Source organism: Pseudoalteromonas prydzensis (assembly GCF_001661495.1).
Taxonomy (GTDB): Bacteria; Pseudomonadota; Gammaproteobacteria; order Enterobacterales; family Alteromonadaceae; genus Pseudoalteromonas; species Pseudoalteromonas prydzensis.
In genome coordinates, this window is record NZ_BDDT01000001.1 from 1 (window position 1) to 16,757 (window position 16,757).

Annotated in this window: 17 protein-coding genes and 1 pseudogene; 9 read left to right on the forward strand and 9 right to left on the reverse strand. The window is 40.7% G+C overall.

What is annotated here, in order from left to right; all coding sequences use genetic code 11:
• From A7968_RS23405 to A7968_RS00030, 6 genes are all read right to left on the reverse strand, one after another.
• On the reverse strand, nucleotides 1-245 hold a 245-nt coding region (locus A7968_RS23405), incomplete at its 3' end, for a hypothetical protein (protein WP_208855824.1).
• A 334-nt stretch (nucleotides 246-579) separates the two neighbouring features.
• A complete protein-coding gene (locus tag A7968_RS00010; RefSeq protein WP_064664535.1) occupies nucleotides 580-2,595 on the reverse strand; it encodes an ATP-binding protein in 2,016 nt (671 codons plus the stop codon).
• A 704-nt stretch (nucleotides 2,596-3,299) separates the two neighbouring features.
• Entirely contained in the window at nucleotides 3,300-3,968 is a 669-nt protein-coding gene (locus A7968_RS00015) for a GntR family transcriptional regulator (protein ID WP_064664536.1), read from the reverse strand.
• Between the two features lie 133 nt (nucleotides 3,969-4,101).
• Nucleotides 4,102-5,598 (reverse strand): aldehyde dehydrogenase (NADP(+)), encoded by a 1,497-nt coding sequence (locus A7968_RS00020; RefSeq protein ID WP_064664537.1) that lies wholly within the window; start codon nucleotides 5,596-5,598, stop codon nucleotides 4,102-4,104.
• A gap of 13 nt (nucleotides 5,599-5,611) precedes the next feature.
• A complete protein-coding gene (locus A7968_RS00025) occupies nucleotides 5,612-6,613 on the reverse strand; it encodes a 4-hydroxyproline epimerase (RefSeq protein WP_064664538.1) in 1,002 nt (333 codons plus the stop codon).
• Nucleotides 6,613-6,795, reverse strand: a complete 183-nt coding sequence (locus tag A7968_RS00030) for a hypothetical protein (RefSeq protein ID WP_064664539.1) — start codon at nucleotides 6,793-6,795, stop codon at nucleotides 6,613-6,615. Before A7968_RS00030 ends, A7968_RS00025 begins: the two co-directional genes overlap by 1 nt.
• 210 nt (nucleotides 6,796-7,005) lie before the next feature.
• On the opposite strand from A7968_RS00030, the gene A7968_RS00035 reads away from it, so the two are divergent.
• From A7968_RS00035 to A7968_RS23765, 8 genes and pseudogenes are all read left to right on the forward strand, one after another.
• Nucleotides 7,006-8,295 carry an NAD(P)/FAD-dependent oxidoreductase gene (locus tag A7968_RS00035; protein ID WP_064664540.1) on the forward strand — a complete coding sequence of 430 codons (1,290 nt, stop codon included), beginning with the start codon at nucleotides 7,006-7,008 and terminating at the stop codon, nucleotides 8,293-8,295.
• A 25-nt stretch (nucleotides 8,296-8,320) separates the two neighbouring features.
• A complete protein-coding gene (locus A7968_RS00040) occupies nucleotides 8,321-9,541 on the forward strand; it encodes a M24 family metallopeptidase (RefSeq protein ID WP_064664541.1) in 1,221 nt (406 codons plus the stop codon).
• A gap of 135 nt (nucleotides 9,542-9,676) precedes the next feature.
• Entirely contained in the window at nucleotides 9,677-10,333 is a 657-nt protein-coding gene (locus A7968_RS00045; RefSeq protein ID WP_064664542.1) for a DsbA family oxidoreductase, read from the forward strand.
• A gap of 286 nt (nucleotides 10,334-10,619) precedes the next feature.
• Complete coding sequence (locus A7968_RS00050) at nucleotides 10,620-11,447, forward strand: hypothetical protein (RefSeq protein ID WP_064664543.1); 828 nt, start codon at nucleotides 10,620-10,622, stop codon at nucleotides 11,445-11,447.
• A gap of 10 nt (nucleotides 11,448-11,457) precedes the next feature.
• Nucleotides 11,458-12,474 (forward strand): DUF6843 domain-containing protein, encoded by a 1,017-nt coding sequence (locus A7968_RS00055; RefSeq protein ID WP_064664544.1) that lies wholly within the window; start codon nucleotides 11,458-11,460, stop codon nucleotides 12,472-12,474.
• Between the two features lie 38 nt (nucleotides 12,475-12,512).
• Nucleotides 12,513-13,325 (forward strand): DUF6843 domain-containing protein, encoded by an 813-nt coding sequence (locus tag A7968_RS00060; protein ID WP_064664545.1) that lies wholly within the window; start codon nucleotides 12,513-12,515, stop codon nucleotides 13,323-13,325.
• Between the two features lie 112 nt (nucleotides 13,326-13,437).
• A complete protein-coding gene (locus A7968_RS23075; protein WP_157586600.1) occupies nucleotides 13,438-13,575 on the forward strand; it encodes a hypothetical protein in 138 nt (45 codons plus the stop codon).
• A gap of 80 nt (nucleotides 13,576-13,655) precedes the next feature.
• Nucleotides 13,656-13,736 (forward strand): annotated as a pseudogene (locus tag A7968_RS23765) (DsbA family oxidoreductase); the annotation flags it as partial.
• Here the strand turns inward: A7968_RS23765 and A7968_RS00065 are convergent.
• Complete coding sequence (locus tag A7968_RS00065; RefSeq protein ID WP_064664546.1) at nucleotides 13,733-14,056, reverse strand: hypothetical protein; 324 nt, start codon at nucleotides 14,054-14,056, stop codon at nucleotides 13,733-13,735. The pseudogene A7968_RS23765 and the gene A7968_RS00065 sit on opposite strands and share 4 nt — an antisense overlap.
• Before the next feature lie 350 nt (nucleotides 14,057-14,406).
• Here A7968_RS00065 and A7968_RS00070 point away from each other — a divergent pair, with 350 nt between their 5' ends.
• Nucleotides 14,407-15,819 (forward strand): YfcC family protein, encoded by a 1,413-nt coding sequence (locus tag A7968_RS00070; RefSeq protein ID WP_064664547.1) that lies wholly within the window; start codon nucleotides 14,407-14,409, stop codon nucleotides 15,817-15,819.
• A 126-nt stretch (nucleotides 15,820-15,945) separates the two neighbouring features.
• Here the strand turns inward: A7968_RS00070 and ppiC are convergent, their stop codons facing one another.
• Nucleotides 15,946-16,224 (reverse strand): peptidylprolyl isomerase PpiC, encoded by a 279-nt coding sequence (gene ppiC / locus A7968_RS00075; protein ID WP_064664548.1) that lies wholly within the window; start codon nucleotides 16,222-16,224, stop codon nucleotides 15,946-15,948.
• Between the two features lie 53 nt (nucleotides 16,225-16,277).
• Nucleotides 16,278-16,703: a thiol-disulfide oxidoreductase DCC family protein gene (locus A7968_RS00080; protein WP_064664549.1), complete on the reverse strand. Its 426-nt coding sequence runs from the start codon at nucleotides 16,701-16,703 to the stop codon at nucleotides 16,278-16,280.
• Nucleotides 16,704-16,757: the final 54 nt, after the last annotated feature.

Here is a 16,757-nt window from a genome sequence, read left to right on the forward strand (position 1 = left end):
CGTTTGGATTTTAGCTGTCGAATAAACTTAGGGTAAGACTTTAAATCAATATTTGGCTTAGATGCAGCACCGTCAGTAACCATGACCTCGGGCTTATTGTGCACTATCGCATTTCTGACCTCGACAAGGATTTTAAATGATTCGAATACAGATTGTGACTTAAAGTCTTCATTATCAAAAAATAGCTTCAACGCATAAAAGTATTTATCCTGTAATCGTTCTCTTTCAGCGACCATCCTATGCATTTCAAAGGCATACTCTCTGACTGTATAACAACTCCTAGCTCCAGAACCTAAATAGCGCCTGTATTCAAATGATTCATTTATAAATGATTCGAGAACCTATGCGCAAAACACAATACACGGTAGAGATTGAGCAGAATCCAGAGCTACCACTCGCTGTGTATTTATAGCTATATCCCTCAACACTGGTGTGTTTGGGGAAAAATGATATGTTTTAATCATTGATACTCCTGATTTAGCTAACTCCCAGCTCAACTGCGTAGCAAGCTGGCGGGCTTTTTTGGAACAAAAAGCGTGACAGTTTGCGGAGTCAGATTGCAGCTGCTTGTTAAATGCATTACTCCGCTGGTTTCTGAAGTTCATCTACCAGTTGCTTTGAAGATTTATCTTCAAGAAAGCCCCTCTTCGTTTGAAGTTTCTCAAGCAGATAATGATTTGCTAAATCAAACTCGGCAAATATGGTTCCCCAGGTTTTTACATACCCTTTTATCCGGTCATTTTTGGTGCTGAACACTAGTCCAGGTTCGTTATTAGCATCTGCCGTTTCTAAAGCTGAGTTGATATCGAAATCTTTATCAGAGATTTTTCTACCGACCAGTATTATTTCAAATCTCATTTTCTCCATTGAGAAGCCCGAGTGCTCGGATATTATTCGCGCATAGTCTCGGATTTGCTTAAGATGCTTTTCGTTGAGTGCAACTGCTGGCCTCTTTATTTCGATGATCGTACACTGGTAGTAAGACTCCCCTCTAGAATTGAATCCAATATTCTTTCTAGCTAAGAATAAGTCTACCTGTCGTCTGACCCCCTCAATATCTAACCCACTTTCTAAATCCATTGACTCAAAGTCACCTTCATCAATTGAATCTATTCCTTTTACATGATTCCTAAGATTCAAAGATATTTTTTGGAAGTCATCCTCTTCAGCACCGAGCATTGTGTATTTGTTACCGAAAAGCCAAGTATTACTTTCAATAATTCCTTGCAAATCAGGCGTTTCTAGAACTTCTTTATAATGTTTAACCATTATTTCTCGAAGCTTGTGGACAGCAAATTCCCTCTTTTGAAGGACTTCAATAGTACTAATAATATTTTCTAACGATGAGTTTTTAACCTGCTCCGAGAATTTATTTATTTGATTTTCATCTAGATTAAGAATTTCGCCAATAACCTCAAAAATCGTATCATTCTCATTGGATACCAATATTTTATCAATCAGCGCCAATAATATTTTTACAGGTTTTTCTTTTATATTATTGAAAACGGTGGGGTCAGTTATATAAAGAGATTTCACAAATGACTTAGTATTATCCCTTCTCCAAGCCGCTTCTTCCGCTTTTAGCCTTTTATGCTCTGGAAAATAACCGCGAGCTTCATACTCCTCTATTTTTTCTTCAACAAATTCTCGAAGAAATTTTTCATAAATTTCACTACTGAACTCATGTATTGCTTTCTTTAACTTCTTAAAAGCATCAGATTCTGGGCTAACCTGAGGGGTATCCGTAAAGTTTAGTGGTGAGCTACTTTTATCGAAATTATCGAACCAGTTCGACCTAGAATAAGAACTAAGGTGAAACTTTGGTTTCTTATTAAAACTGCTTAAATCCCGATGCAATACTCGCCCATCATGGTTCACCACATAATTATATGACTTTTCGTCTCCAGGCTTATCTACCCAGCGAATAAAATCAATTTTAAATTCGGTTCCGTCAATACAAACATTTTTCTCTATCAACTGACTTTCTGGAATATCGACTTCTACTCCATTAACCGTTAGCTTTCGATCAGGATTTAGAATTAATCTCCAGCCAAAATAGCTTTCAAGATTACTTTTAATCACATCTAGTTCTGGAAGGTTAGTATGAAAATTGGACAGGACTACACATGTACCTGATTCAAACGTGCTTAATGATGCATGCTGTTCCTCAGAGCCAATCTCTTTTGCTGAAAAATTACGGAGTTTAGTGCTATCTATTAATATCTTAGATTCAGAGTCATGGCATCTGGTGTACCAAGTAGCATTTGAGCAGAGCAAATGAAACGCAAGCCTTCCTTTTCCGTGAGCTCCCTGGAGGTCATCATCACCTTGCTTAGAAGATTCATTAAACCTAGAAAAATGTTGGTCGCATTCTTTTATATCAATGCCTGACCCGTTATCCAACACGGTTATAGCAACTAGACCATGCATTTCATTGTACTCAATCGTAACATCAACGGATGTTGCGCCAGAATCAAATCCGTTAGCGATCAATTCAATAACTGATTGAAAAGGATATTTCTTCCATTTCGTAAAATGCTTTTTAATCCCTTCATGAGTGATATCTGCTGTACCACTTATCGCCATATTGCCCATTTAACAATCCATATTATTTGTATAATTAGTTTAAAATATTGAAACACGGTTTCTCGCCAAGCATTTAACAGCGTTTTACCAAGAATACCGATAAACACTCTTGAGTGATTACCCTAAACTGCGTAAATACATATTAAAATTTATTGTAATATTATTAACTTACTAATTTATGCTGAAGATGACAACAAAAACTCGCCACTCCCATACCGAGGATTTACTTAATCGAGAACTGACATTTTTGTTAACCGAGAATAAAGTACGCATATCACAATAAAATCAATCGCTTACTTTAAATTTAAAAAACCAAGCAAGAATTAATGCTAATTACATACCGAGAATTTTAGTATCGAAACCGCAAGCTTCTATTAAAGGAACAACTTAACCTTGTTTTAGCGATACAAAAATGAACCGCACATACAGTTATGAACGCTTGCAAAAAGATACGCTGCACTGTTGAAATTCAAAGTGCTTAGTTAAGTCTCGTTTAATTAGAAAGGCGGTAAAACACAGCGAAAGGGTATGGTTTGAGATATGAAACAAAACCGTTCATTTCATATCTCAATACTTGCTTACTTGCTATCAATGACGTTGCACTCAGTGCACGTATGATGCCTTACTTGGGTGACTAATTTACTGAAAAGTACATCTCTAAGGCAATGAACTATTAAGTGGATACTGCACAGTGCAGCTACAACTTATAAAGGTTACCTTTTCTCGTCTTCAATTTTTAGTAATAGCTTTTTAATGTCGTTTTTGGCGCCTAAGATATGTTTTTTCAAAAAGTCACAGGCTTTTTTAGTGTCTTTTGCGCGGCAAAGCTCTAGTAAAGTACGGTGCTCTTCGGGCGCGGTGGTTAAGCCACCTGCAAGTAAAATATGCATGCGTACGTAACGCTCTGAGTTTTTACTATACATATCAACTAGCTCACGGGTTTGTGGGCGTTGTGCGCGGCTGTAAAGTTTGCCATGAAAACGGCTATTTAAATCGCCTGTAGCAAGGTGGGTGTCACCCGCATCCATGGCGCTTTCAAGCTCAGTTAAAATCAGCTCAGCGTCGATTAAATCTTGATCTGTTAAACCGTCTATTGAATGGCTCAGTAGCTCGGCTTCGAGTAAGGCCCTTAAATCAAAAATTTCATCAATTTGTGATGCTGAAAGCTCTGTTGCCGTGGCTCCTTTGTGCGCTTCGAAGTTAACAAGTCCTTCTGCTTCTAGTTGAAGAAGTGCCTCACGTACAGGAATACGGCTTACATTAAGCTCAGCAGCGAGTGCGGCTTGACGTAGCGGATCACCGGCTTTGATCTCACCTGTTAATATTTTTTCACGAATTGCTTCTGCGACTAGTTGGGTACGGGTTTTGTGCTCGATAGCCATGGTGATCCTCTTACATTGCATTTAGCATACATTATACGCAAGTTCACCTATATGCCAAGCGAGAATCCGCCTGAACCTCTCTATGAGTAAGGAAAGCGGGAATATGCAATTTACCTATCCCGCTCAAGAATAGTTATGCTTGATAACAAATTGGTCGCATAAAACGTAACATTGCATTTGTGCCCACAGAGGTACTGCGTACATCAGTTGAACTTGGGAATGGTCCACCGTGGTTCATTGCAGCGCACACCTCAACACCTGTTGGCAGCTGATTCTTTATCAAACGGCCTACTTTATATTGCAGCGCTTCGATAAGGCTATCAGCGTTGTTTAAATCAGCTTCAGTGCCATGAATACTGGCGGTTAACTGCCCTTGTAATTGGTTTATCAATGTCATGAGCTGCTGTTCACTGTCGTAGCGCACCACTAACGCAGCAGGGCCAAACACTTCTTCTTGCAAAGCTGAGATTGCTAAATAGTCATCAGCATTACAAGCAAATACATGTGCATTTGCATGAAATTCATGCTCCAGCTTGCCTTTACCCAGCACGCTAAGCTTATCAAGCTGAGTTCGCTCTGCTATTTGGTGTTTAAAGGTTTTAACAATCCCTGGGGTGAGTAAAGTGTCTGATGGGGCATCATTAATACACGCTGTTATATGTGCTTCGAGTTCGTCACACCCGGTTGGTACTAACCAAAGCCCTGGGCTAGTGCAAAACTGCCCGTTCCCCATCAGCATTGACTGGCAAAGTGATTGTGCCATCTCTTTGCTATGTTCAATGGCTTTATTGGGTAAAATAACTTGTGGGTTAATACTGCCAAGCTCACCATAAAATGGTATCGGCTCTTCACGCTTGGCAATTGTTGCTTGCAGCTTGCTGGCCACATTAAATGAGCCTGTAAACCCCACCGCTTTTATTGCCGGCGCAGCCACTAATTGATGCGATATGTCGTAGGCTTTGCTTTGTACCATGGCAAACACGCCTAACGGCATTGCACATTCTTTAATGGCTGCAAGCGCCACACGTGCCATCAACTCACCCGTTCCTGGGTGCGCGGTGTGGTTTTTTACAATTACTGGGCAGCCTGCTGCAAGGGCTGCGGCGGTATCGCCGCCTAGTGTTGAAAAGGCGTAAGGGAAATTAGATGCACCAAATACAGCCACCGGCCCCAGCGGTAAATAGTTAAGTTCAGTGTGCGGCTTTGGTAACGGTGCTCTGGTGGCATCTGCTTCATCCACTACTTTTAAACCCAGTGGCGATTCAGGGTTGTCACGTAATGCATTAGCAAAGGCTTTAAGCTGATTTACGGTGCGCATACGCTCACCTTGCAAACGTGCCAGCGGTAAGTTGGTTTCTTGCTGTGTTTGCTCAAGTAACTCATCACCAAGCGCTAAAATATGATCAGCAATACATTCTAAAAAATCTGCTCGTTGTGCAAAACTGGTTTTACGATATTCATAAAACGCCGATTGTGCGGCTTCTATTGCACTGTCTAACTCAGTGGCGCTGAGGTTAAAAAAGCGCGTTGCGAGTGGTTCATTGCGGGCGGGGGAAAATGCGTTAAATTCACCATTTCCAGAGTGACCGAGCCATTGCCCTGCTACTAAACTTTGTCCTGTTAATGTCATGCTTTGCTCCTCATTAAATTACTTGAAACCCAAATGCGTATGGGTCATCGTCATCTACGGTGATAGCACTTGTGCCCGTCACCCTAGACCAACCTTGAATACTTGGTAAGATAGCTGTTATGCCTGCGATCTCTGTTACGTGTTCAATGCAACCAATAAACTGGCTGCCAATATAACTTTCGTGAATAAAATTTTGCCCTTGAGCCAACTGCCCTTTGGCAAATAGCTGTGCCATTCGGGCGCTAGTGCCTGTTCCACATGGCGAGCGATCAATGGCTTTATCACCATAAAAAACTGCATTTGCGGCGTCTGAATTGGCATTTTTTGGGGTGCCTGTCCATAAAACATGGCTTGCGCCTTGAACGGTTGAGTCAAGCGGATGAACACATTTAATTTTGGCGTTTATTGCATCACGCACTAGCGGGCTATATTGCAAAATTTGCCCAGCCGTTAAATGTTCAATGCCTTTATAATTACCTTGCGGTTCAACAATAATGTAGAAGTTGCCGCCATAGGCGATATCTACTATCAGCTCGCCCAACTCAGGTACTTCAATAACAATCGACTGGTGTGCTAAATAGGCAGGAACATTATAAATTTTTACCCACTGCACTTTACCACCAGTCATTTCATAATTGATTTGAACACGCCCAGCAGGTGTGTCTAACAATAGGGTCCCTGGCACTTTTGCATGTAACAAACCATGCTCTAAAGCAAATGTAACAATGCCCATTGTGCCGTGGCCGCACATAGGCAAACACCCAGATGTTTCAACAAATAAAATAGCGGCATCGCCGTCTTCCGTGGTCGGTGGATATAAAAATCCTCCCGACATCATGTCGTGACCGCGAGGTTCAAACATCAGTGCTTGGCGTATCCAATCGTGATTTTGCAAAAAATCTTGGCGCTTCTCACTCATGCTCAGTCCGCTCAATTGCGGGTGACCACTGGTTATAAGCCTCACGGGGTTACCACAAGTATGGCCGTCAATACAAAAAAAACTTCCTTTACGCATCACCTAGCCCACTTTAATTTTGTTAGGTTAGTAGGGCTTGCTATAGCCAGTGCAATCATGCCGTGAACAGCTTTGTTGATCAGTTCATCGCTCATGTTTGCTGTTGTTGCAAAGTTAATGGAGTCGTCTGCACTAAACTGAGCCATTACTGCTGCACAGACTCCTTGCCAAGTTACTGTCATTTTAATTACCTGATTGATGTTTAGGCTTGATATCATAGGTATATTGTATACAATAATCAATATCCCAATTTAATATTTTCTTACTTCATTCATAGTACGAGGTGTTTTAGGGCTAGATATTTGACTAATACATTGATAACAAATGCAATTAATCACAACTCGGCATGCTTTCGGGATAATCAGCAAATTGCATAATTGAGGGTATACATTTTGAAACATCAAAAAACACAGCATGTAGCTGTAGTTGGGGCGGGGATCATTGGTATTTGCTGTGCGTTAAACTTACAACGCGCTGGCTTTATGGTCACTTTATATGATGAGAATGGCTTAGCCCAAGGCTGTTCAAAAGGCAATGCGGGGCACTTTGCCACTGAACAGGTTTTTCCGCTTGCGCACCCATCACTAATAACAAAACTACCGGCCATGCTATTAAACCCATTAGGGCCACTGCACATTGATTGGCGTTACCTATTCAAAGCCCTGCCGTGGTTTTGGCAATTTGTTAGAAACATGCCTACAAAAACCTATCATGCAAACACACAAGCACTTAAAGCATTAAACCAACAGGCTATTCCTGCTTACGAACGACTGTTAAATGACTATGAGTTAGGGCACCTGCTGACTAAAAAAGGCAGCTTGCTCACCTTTGAGACCACTTCACTCAACAAAATTAACAGCTTATTACAAAGCTATGTTGCACAGGGTATTAATGTTGAATTACTTGATGCTGAGCAAGTTCAGTTACTCGAGCCTAATTTATCGAAAACGATTCGCTACGCATTATTGTTTAAAGACGTTGCCCACAGTGTCGATCCGCACTTATTTTGCCTTCACCTCGCTGAGCAGTTCAGTACTTTAGGTGGACAGTTCTGCCAACAAAAAATAACGGCTGTACAACAGACTAAACAAGGATATGAGCTGATCAGTCAAACGCAAACAAACATGGCCGATAAAGTTGTTATTGCGGCAGGTGCGTGGAGTAAAGCGTTACTAAAACCACTCGGTTATAAAGTACCACTTGATACTGAGCGGGGTTATCACTGCATGTTGGCAAGTGATCATGGACTTGCACGTCCTGTAGCTTCAGCCGAGCGCAGCTTTATTATGACACCAATGAGCCAAGGTTTACGCTTGGCTGGCACTGTGGAATTTGCTGGGATAAAACGAAAAATGAACAATAAACTCGCCTTAGCATTACTGCCAAACGCAAGAGCGCTGCTTCACACATCAACAGCTTCGTTACATGCAAAAAGTACCTGGATGGGTTGTAGGCCATCGCTACCGGATTCATTGCCCGTTATTAGTAGAGCCCCAAACCACGACAACCTGTACTTTGCTTTTGGCCATCAGCACTTAGGATTAACCCAAGGCGCCGTGACCGCAGAGCTAATAACCGCCCTGTGTTTAAATCGCCCGCCGCAAATAGATATACACCCTTATTGTGTGAGTCGCTTTTCAACGCAACCCGCTTGCAGTAAAGCACAGCCACACGCACAATAGCCGCATATAAATAAAGGAGAGCACCATGACAACATTCGGAATTGGTACGCAAACTAAAGAACAAGCACTCGCCAGTTTAAGCAATATGACTGACGACTTAACCCCCATTCAGGCAGATGAACATCTAGCACGCATTGCCAAAGCGCAAGCCTATATGCAAGCTAATGGTATTGATGCCATCTACTTGAATGCTGGCACCAACTTAACCTATTTTACTGGTATGCGTTGGTACGCCAGTGAACGACTCGTTGGTGCAATTTTACCTGCCAAAGGTGACGTGCAATACATAGCGCCATTCTTTGAGATTGGTTCGTTGAATGGCTTTAAAGTCATCGATGGTCCTATTCGTGGTTGGCAAGAACACGAAAGCCCATATGAGCTCTTTGTACAAATAATCACTGAAATGGGCATTGCAGCTAATGGCACTGTAGGCATAGATGAAAGCGCGCAGTTCTTTATTTTTGACGGTATCAATAAAGCACAAACAGGCTTAAAGCTTATCAATGCACAACCTGTCACTGCGCACTGCCGTATGCATAAATCAGCAAATGAATTGGCGCTGATGCAGCGTGCTATGGACATGACCTTAGCCGTGCATCAAGCCACAGCAAGTATGTTATACGAAGGCATTAGCACCACAGAAGTAGAAGCTTTTATCAAACAAGCGCACCAAAAAGTAGGCGCGCCAGGTAATTATTTTTGTATTGTACTATTTGGTGTTGCAACGTCATTCCCGCATGGTGTGAAAGATCCGCAAACCCTTAAAAAAGGCGATATGATACTGATTGATACCGGCTGTAAAATACACGATTATTTATCTGATATTACTCGTACCTATGTATTTGGTGAAGCAACTCAGCGCCAACGCCAGTTTTGGGACTACGAAAAAGCCGCTCAAATCGCCGCATTTAATGAAGCCCAAATTGGCCACTCATGTGAGGCCGTTGATGCGGCGGCACGCAGTTATTTAGCCGCCCAAGGGTTAGGCCCAGAATATCAAACACCGGGTTGCCCGCATCGTACAGGCCACGGTATTGGTTTAGATATTCACGAATGGCCTTATTTAGTCGGAGGTAACAAAACACCACTTGCAACAGGTATGTGTTTTAGTAATGAGCCCATGCTGGTCGTGCCTGATGAGTTTGGCGTGCGCTTAGAAGATCATTTTTACATGACCGACGACGGCCCAAAGTGGTTTACCGAGCCTGCTCACAGTATTGAAAATCCATTTGGTTTAACCGATTGATCTAAACCAGAACATAGTAAATCACTGCACGGTAGTTTTTCCCGTGCAGTTTGTTAGTTAAAAATACTCAGCTCTTGAATTAACGCCCCCTCGCCTGCATATCCCAGTAACATTTGCTAAAAAATAGGCTCACTCATGAAAAAGCTTAAAATCGACATCGTTTCAGACGTTATGTGTCCGTGGTGCATCATTGGTTATAAAAATCTTGAAACCGCATTGGCGCAATTAAGTGACGAATTTACAGCCCAGATCAGCTGGAAGCCATTCGAACTAAACCCTGATATGCCAGTTGCAGGCCAAGATTTAAATGAGCATTTAGCGCAAAAATACGGCCTAACTGAACAACAAGGCGATGAAAACCGCCAACGTATTTTAGAGATGGGCAAACAAGCAGGTTTTGACTTTAATTTTGACGGCAAGCGCATCATGATCAACAGTTTTGATCTACATCGTTTACTGACATGGGCTGCCACTGAAGGCAAACAAACTGAATTAAAACTGGCATTTTTTAAAGCGCACTTTACTGATTTAATTTATTTAAACGAGCAAGAACAGCTGCTTGATGTAGTGCAAAATGTCGGCCTTGATAGAGCCCGTGCAAAAGAAATTTTAGACTCAGGTGAGTATTTCCAAGACGTTCGCAGCGAACAAAATACGCTTCAACAAATGGGCATTACCTCAGTGCCAACCTTTATCATCAACGATCAATACGCCCTCACCGGCGGCCAACCAAGCGATGCATTTGTGCAAGCATTTAAGCAAATCGCCGAGCAAGAAGCGCAACAACAGTAACATTAAAAGCCACGTCACTTAAGCATTACGTGGCTTTAATCATTTAAATAATTAAAATCCCACAATTACTCCAATAAGGCTATTCAACATCGGAATATGATATTTAATTACAATCTCTACTTTGTAAGATTTTAACCTTAGGTTGCTTAAGCTATAACTTCTATTTTGTATCAATTCCCTCGTTAGTTTTAGCTATTAAAAAGCGACAACAGAGTTGTTAACGAACAACCTCGATGTTACCCTATTCGAAACGGACTTGAATATATTGATAAACGGAACTTAACCTATGGCTATTCAATTAGCAAATTACGAAATTAATATACGCTCATTTCATCCCGAAAAAGACTTTGGCTGGTCTGGTTTATGGTTTGAAGGTGATAATCGAGGGTTTTCGCTTAAACCTAGTGGTGTTGCACCTATAACCTCAAGAATTTGGCATAAATTAACGTTATCCACTAAAAAAACGATTATCACTACTCGGACTAAATCAGACCCATCAAAAGCGCCTTGGGGAGATACAAAAAAAACATATGATGATTATTTAGCGCCAAAAGACAGTGCCCACCTTAAATACAAAAAACTTCTCAATGGTAATCAACAATATAAAATTACAGGGCAATATGGTGGCGTGAACCATGCCATGCCAGGGTCTTCTGAGATGCAAGAAAAATTAGGTTTATCTTACGTACCCACTTTAAATGTTAAATATAAAATTATTATAGATATAGATACTATTAACGCCCACATGGATATTGTAACTTATATCACGGGCGATGCTTTTCCAAACTGTGAAGCATTTATTGTCGGTCCTGGCGGGCAAGCTATTTCACTAGGTATACATGTTCGAAAAGGTGCGCCACCTGTTAGCCTCTCTCTGAATGCAGACTTCCCCATGATCGCAAGTGCACTGCGTTTACCGCTTAACAACAATGGCAGCTTTAAAGGTACCGTTGGTGATGAGTTATTTCGCCAAGCAAATAAATACCCTAAATTAAGTTATCATAAAATAGTCGATTGGAATTACCGCTTTACTTCTATTCCTGCAAATAGCGGCCATTGCATGTTGCTCGAAAAAGCAAGTTTAGAAAATTGCTTCAATGGCTTATTTAAATAAAGGCGACTCAATGAAATCTTCCTTTAATGTCCATTTTTTAAAAGTGTTGTTTATTAGTTTAACAATAGCGCTACTTTCTGCTTGTACTGAGATAAGAAAAAGTGAACCTGCAATTTACCTCATACCTGAAGGGTATGTTGGTTCTTTGTACATTATATTCAACGCGCCAAACGGGCAGCCGCCGAAGTACGAAGGCAACTCTCGGGTATATGATATACCGCCATCTGGTGTACTCGTGACGCAAATGGATGTGAACGAGGGCAGAATTGAAAGTAATAAATTGCGTTTTTATTATGTCGATAAGATAGGCGATAGAACACCTATAACTGAACGTATAACATCAACTATTCATGACACTCCTGAAAATAGAAAAGATAAGAAAATCATCATTTTTGGTGGTGGGTTAGGCGAAGTAGAGCCAATAAATAATTGTCAAATCAATGATCAGAGTTTTGTTATAGGTAGAAAATCAGATCTCCTCGATAACAAGAATATGTTTGATATATTTGATGCTATCAAGCTTAAAAATAGCGATGGAAAATTTTTTGATAACATGTGCCCGGATAGAAAAAGAGCCTCTCCTGCGGTTTATCTTATACCTGAAAATTATAAAGGCACTTTTTACATTGTTTATAACGCACCTAAAGGCACGCCAGCTAAATATGAGAACGGCGTTCCCGTTTTTGCAATACCGCCATCAGGTATGCTAGTAACGCAGGCAAAAAGCAGTGCGGTTTGGGAAGAGAACCCGCCCAATTGGCATTTCTATTATGTAAATAACGAAGGTGACAGAACCCCTATTGAAGGCCGTTGGTCATCTGATAATGTAACAGAAGGATTAGTGACATTTCATACCTCAGTAGGTGCATTTGAACCAACTAAGGGGTGTAATGCTCGTTTCCAAGAGTTTGCTATCGGTACCTCTGTAGAGATAACTAAAAACACACTTTATTTTGATATATATGGTGAAAAAGGAATAAAAAATATGGATAAATCTATTTTTAAAGGCGCCTGTTTCTTATATTAAATTGCATTAAACAAACGCTTCAGTTTGAAGTTTATCTAATGCATATTGAAAATAGCCGCTTAAATAAAGGCGACTCAATGAAATCTTCCTTTAATGTCCATTTTTTAAAAGTGTTGTTTATTAGTTTAACAATAGCACTACTTTCTGCTTGTGCTGAGATAAAAAAAAGTGAACCTGAAATATTCTTAATACCAGAAGAATACGTTGGCTCTTTGTACATTATATTCAACGTGCCAAATGGGCAGCCGCCAAAATACGAAGGCAACTCTCGGGTATATGACATACCGCCATCAGGTGTGCTTGTGACACAAATGGATGCCAACGAGGGTAGAATTGAAAGTAATAATATACAGTACTTTTATGTGAGTAATACAGGTAACAGAACACCTATTAGTAAAGACTCTTCATTAACACAGCTGAATATGCCTAACAGTAATGCAGAAACGGCAAGAACTTTGTACGGTGGCGGTTTAGGTCATACTGAGCCAGTTTTGGGCTGCGATGTAATTTATCAACATTTTACCGTTGGCACGGGCGACTCAGAACAAACTGAGGGAAAAAACTTGTTTGATATATTTGATGCTATCAAGCTTAAAAATAGCGATGGAAAATTTTTTGATAACATGTGCCCGGATAGAAAAAGAGCCTCTCCTGCGGTTTATCTTATACCTGAAAACTATAAAGGCACTTTTTACATTGTTTATAACGCACCTAAAGGCACGCCAGCTAAATATGAGAACGGCGTTCCCGTTTTTTACAACACCGCCATCAGGTATGCTAGTAACGCAGGCAAAAAGCAGTGCGGTTTGGGAAGAGAACCCGCCCAATTGGCATTTCTATTATGTAAATAACAAAGGTGACAGAACGCCTATTAAAGGCCGTTGGCATGATGACATAGAAAATACTTCTGAATATAGGAGCAGTACGCAGTTAACTACGTTTCATGCAAACGTGGGTGAAGTTGTGCTTGCAAAAAAATGCAGTGCCCACGCACAGCTATTTGCAGTAGGACAAGTCAGCGATATTTTTGACAGCCAATTCCAGTTTGATTTAAGAAAGCATCTTGCCGCAGTACTCTATGAAAAAGTATGCATAAAATAATAACTGATGAAATTCACTAAATTATAATTCCCCATCAAATACTTTGCTTATTTTCAATAGGTTAGCAGAGAAAAAATGCACTACAACAAATGGGGATTACCTCAATGCCAACCTTTATCATCAACGATCAATACATCCTCACCGGTGGCCAATCAAGCTAAGCTTTTTTAGCTGTACTGCTTGCTTCCACCTCAGTTTTATTTTCGCCACATTTTATTTCTTTCTCTCCAAGATGATAAGTATTATTAACTAAAACATAAGTACCAGAAATAATAGCAGATGTAGGAATGAGGATCGGTGATAAAATCAACCCACCAACTGAATAAAAAGAATTGGTCTCTTCGGCTACATCAACTATTTTGAGGACTTTCATATTTGTTGATAATTCGCATTTATGCGTATGAGATTTATCAACAACAGGCACGGTAATACAGCCATATAATAAAGTTGTCAGTGAAATGATCAAAATACATTTTTTCATGATCTATCCTTGAAAGTGATGATACTCACTAAAACATAACGAGCATATAGAAACACTTGATTTTAATTTATTTTTTATTGATGGTTCACCATAGCTGAGTTCCTATTTGGGTTCAATTGTTTACTTTAATTTTATGTAAAAGCTTTATTGTTCACTACGCACCAGCCATTTCTCAGCAAATTTAACTAACACCTTTCATGCACTTTCTTTAATGAAGCTCATAATTTCAACTTAGTTACATTCCTTTACAGTCCACGTTGCTATTTTTATTGTGATTTTACAACTCGTGTTATCCTTAACAAAAAACAGCGAAGCTTCATTCGCTGTGCCAATTATAAAATGGAGAATGTATGAGTAACTCTTTCAAAGTGCCGCATACTTTGATTTTACTGCTGGGTATGATGGTCACTGCGTTAGTTGCTACCTGGTTAGTACCACAAGGCTTTTTTACTACCACACTATCTGATTCAGGCCGTGAAATGGTCGTTGCGGGTACCTACCAAACGGTTGCAGAGCGTCATTATTTGACCCCTTGGGATTTATTAACAGCAATACCGCGGGCATTTGCAGCGGCGCAAGATGTGATATTTTTTGTATTGATTGTTGGCGGTGTTCTTGCCATTGCCCGCGCTACCGGCACGGTTGATGCGTTAATTGGTCGCTTACTTGAGCGTCATGGCAAAAAACCGCAACGACTTATCTTTATGGTGGTATTTTGTTTTGCTTTAGCATCAAGCAGTATTGGTACTGCGGGTGAATACATTCCATTTGTGCTAATTTTAGTGGCTTTATGTAAAGCCATGCGCCTTGATGCGATGACTGCGGTGGGGATGATTGTCGCAGGTTACGGTATTGGTTATGGGGTGTCTGCGTTCAACCCATTTACGGTACTCATCGCGCAACAAATTGCTGAAATCCCAGTTTACTCTGGTTTATGGTTACGTTTAGCGATTTTCGTACCATTTGTACTCATTGGTTTTCATCATGTATGGCAATACACCAAACGTGTTGCCAATGATCCCAGCAAATCAATGATGTTGGATGTACCCTGCCCACTTAATGATAAAGCCACGCCAAATTATCCTGAACTTGCACTGCGTCACAAACTGATTTTAGGCAGTTTTATCATAACCCTTGCTATCGCGGTATGGGGCATTGCCACTAAAGGTTGGTACTTATACGAATTAGGCGGGGTATTTATTGCGTGGGGTGCTGTGGTTGCAGTGCTTGGCAAATTATCAGCGGATGAAACTGCAAATCGTTTTATTGAAGGGGTCTCAGATCTCGTCACTACTGCTATTTTAATCGGTGTAGCTCGAGGTATCGCTTTAATTTTAGAAGATGGGCAAATACTGCATAGTTTAGTTCATGGCATGTCGCTACCGCTTTCGTATGTGAGTGCGGAGATTTCCGCCATTGGTATGTTAGTTATTCAAACAATACTTAATACCTTTATTCCATCGGGCTCAGGGCAAGCGTATGTCACTATGCCGTTAATGGCACCGCTAGGCGATTTAGTCGGCGTACCGCGCCAAGTGGCTGTACTTGCTTATCAATTTGGTGATGGGTTTTCAAATATGATTATCCCGACAAATGCGGTATTGATGGGTATTTTAGGTATGGCAGGTGTGCCCTATGGTCACTGGTTCCGTTTTTGTTTACCACTGTTGATCAAACTAATGGTCGCAGCATCTATTGTATTAGTGCTTGCGGTGATGTTTGGTTACGGTTTAGATGTACAACCTAGTGCCGTTGGCAGTTAAATAGTTTGGCTATTTAAACGTAAAAACCACCTTTGTAGGTGGTTTTTTCTTTTAAATCAAAGTCATTCGTTTTTCTAGCTAACTTTACTCTCGCTAACTTTACTCTCACTAACTCGTCACTAAATTCTAAGTCCTGTATAGCACTTTAACTACATGCCAACCGAATTTAGTTTTGACTAAATGCGGCTCGAGAATTTCTCCGCTAAAAGCAACTTTATCAAACTGTGGCACCATTTGGCCGCGTTTAAACTCGCCTAAATCACCGCCTTTTTTACCCGATGGGCAAGTAGAGTGCTTTTTTGCCAGCACTGGGAACTTAGCGCCTTTTTTTAACTGTTTGATAATGTCTTCAGCAAGTTCTTTATGCTTAACTAAAATATGTAATGCGTGGGCGGTGCTGGCCATGATCTGTCTCTACTAAATTAAACTGCTGCGATTTTAACACAACATTTAATGCCTTATAAGTAATGCTGATCATAGTCACTATTTGGTATACGACAGTAATCGTACTTGCCAAATAAGCGATAGCGATTAAACGCAATGCGATCATACGCCCAATCGCGGATACCTTTAGGGATAATTCGCAGTATTTTAGCAAAGCGCCACGGCCCGCCAAGTTGCGAGACGACATTGATCACCCCATCGCTTTGTGTGATGCATTGACTGTTTTCAACATAGATCATGGTTTTAAAACTATCCGTTGGGTAGCAAAAGTGCTCGAGTATTGCTTGGCCTTTTAAAGACTGCACACTGCATAATTTAAACTGTAGTTTGCTATCGTGTTTAATAATAAAATTGCACCACGCACTGCAGAGCCGACACTGCCCGTCAAATAAAATGATTTTATTGTTCTTAATCAGTTGGGGGACGTTAAATGAATACATAAGCTCTCTTACTTGCTACAAGGAAAATGCCCTAACCAGCTATAATAAGCAATG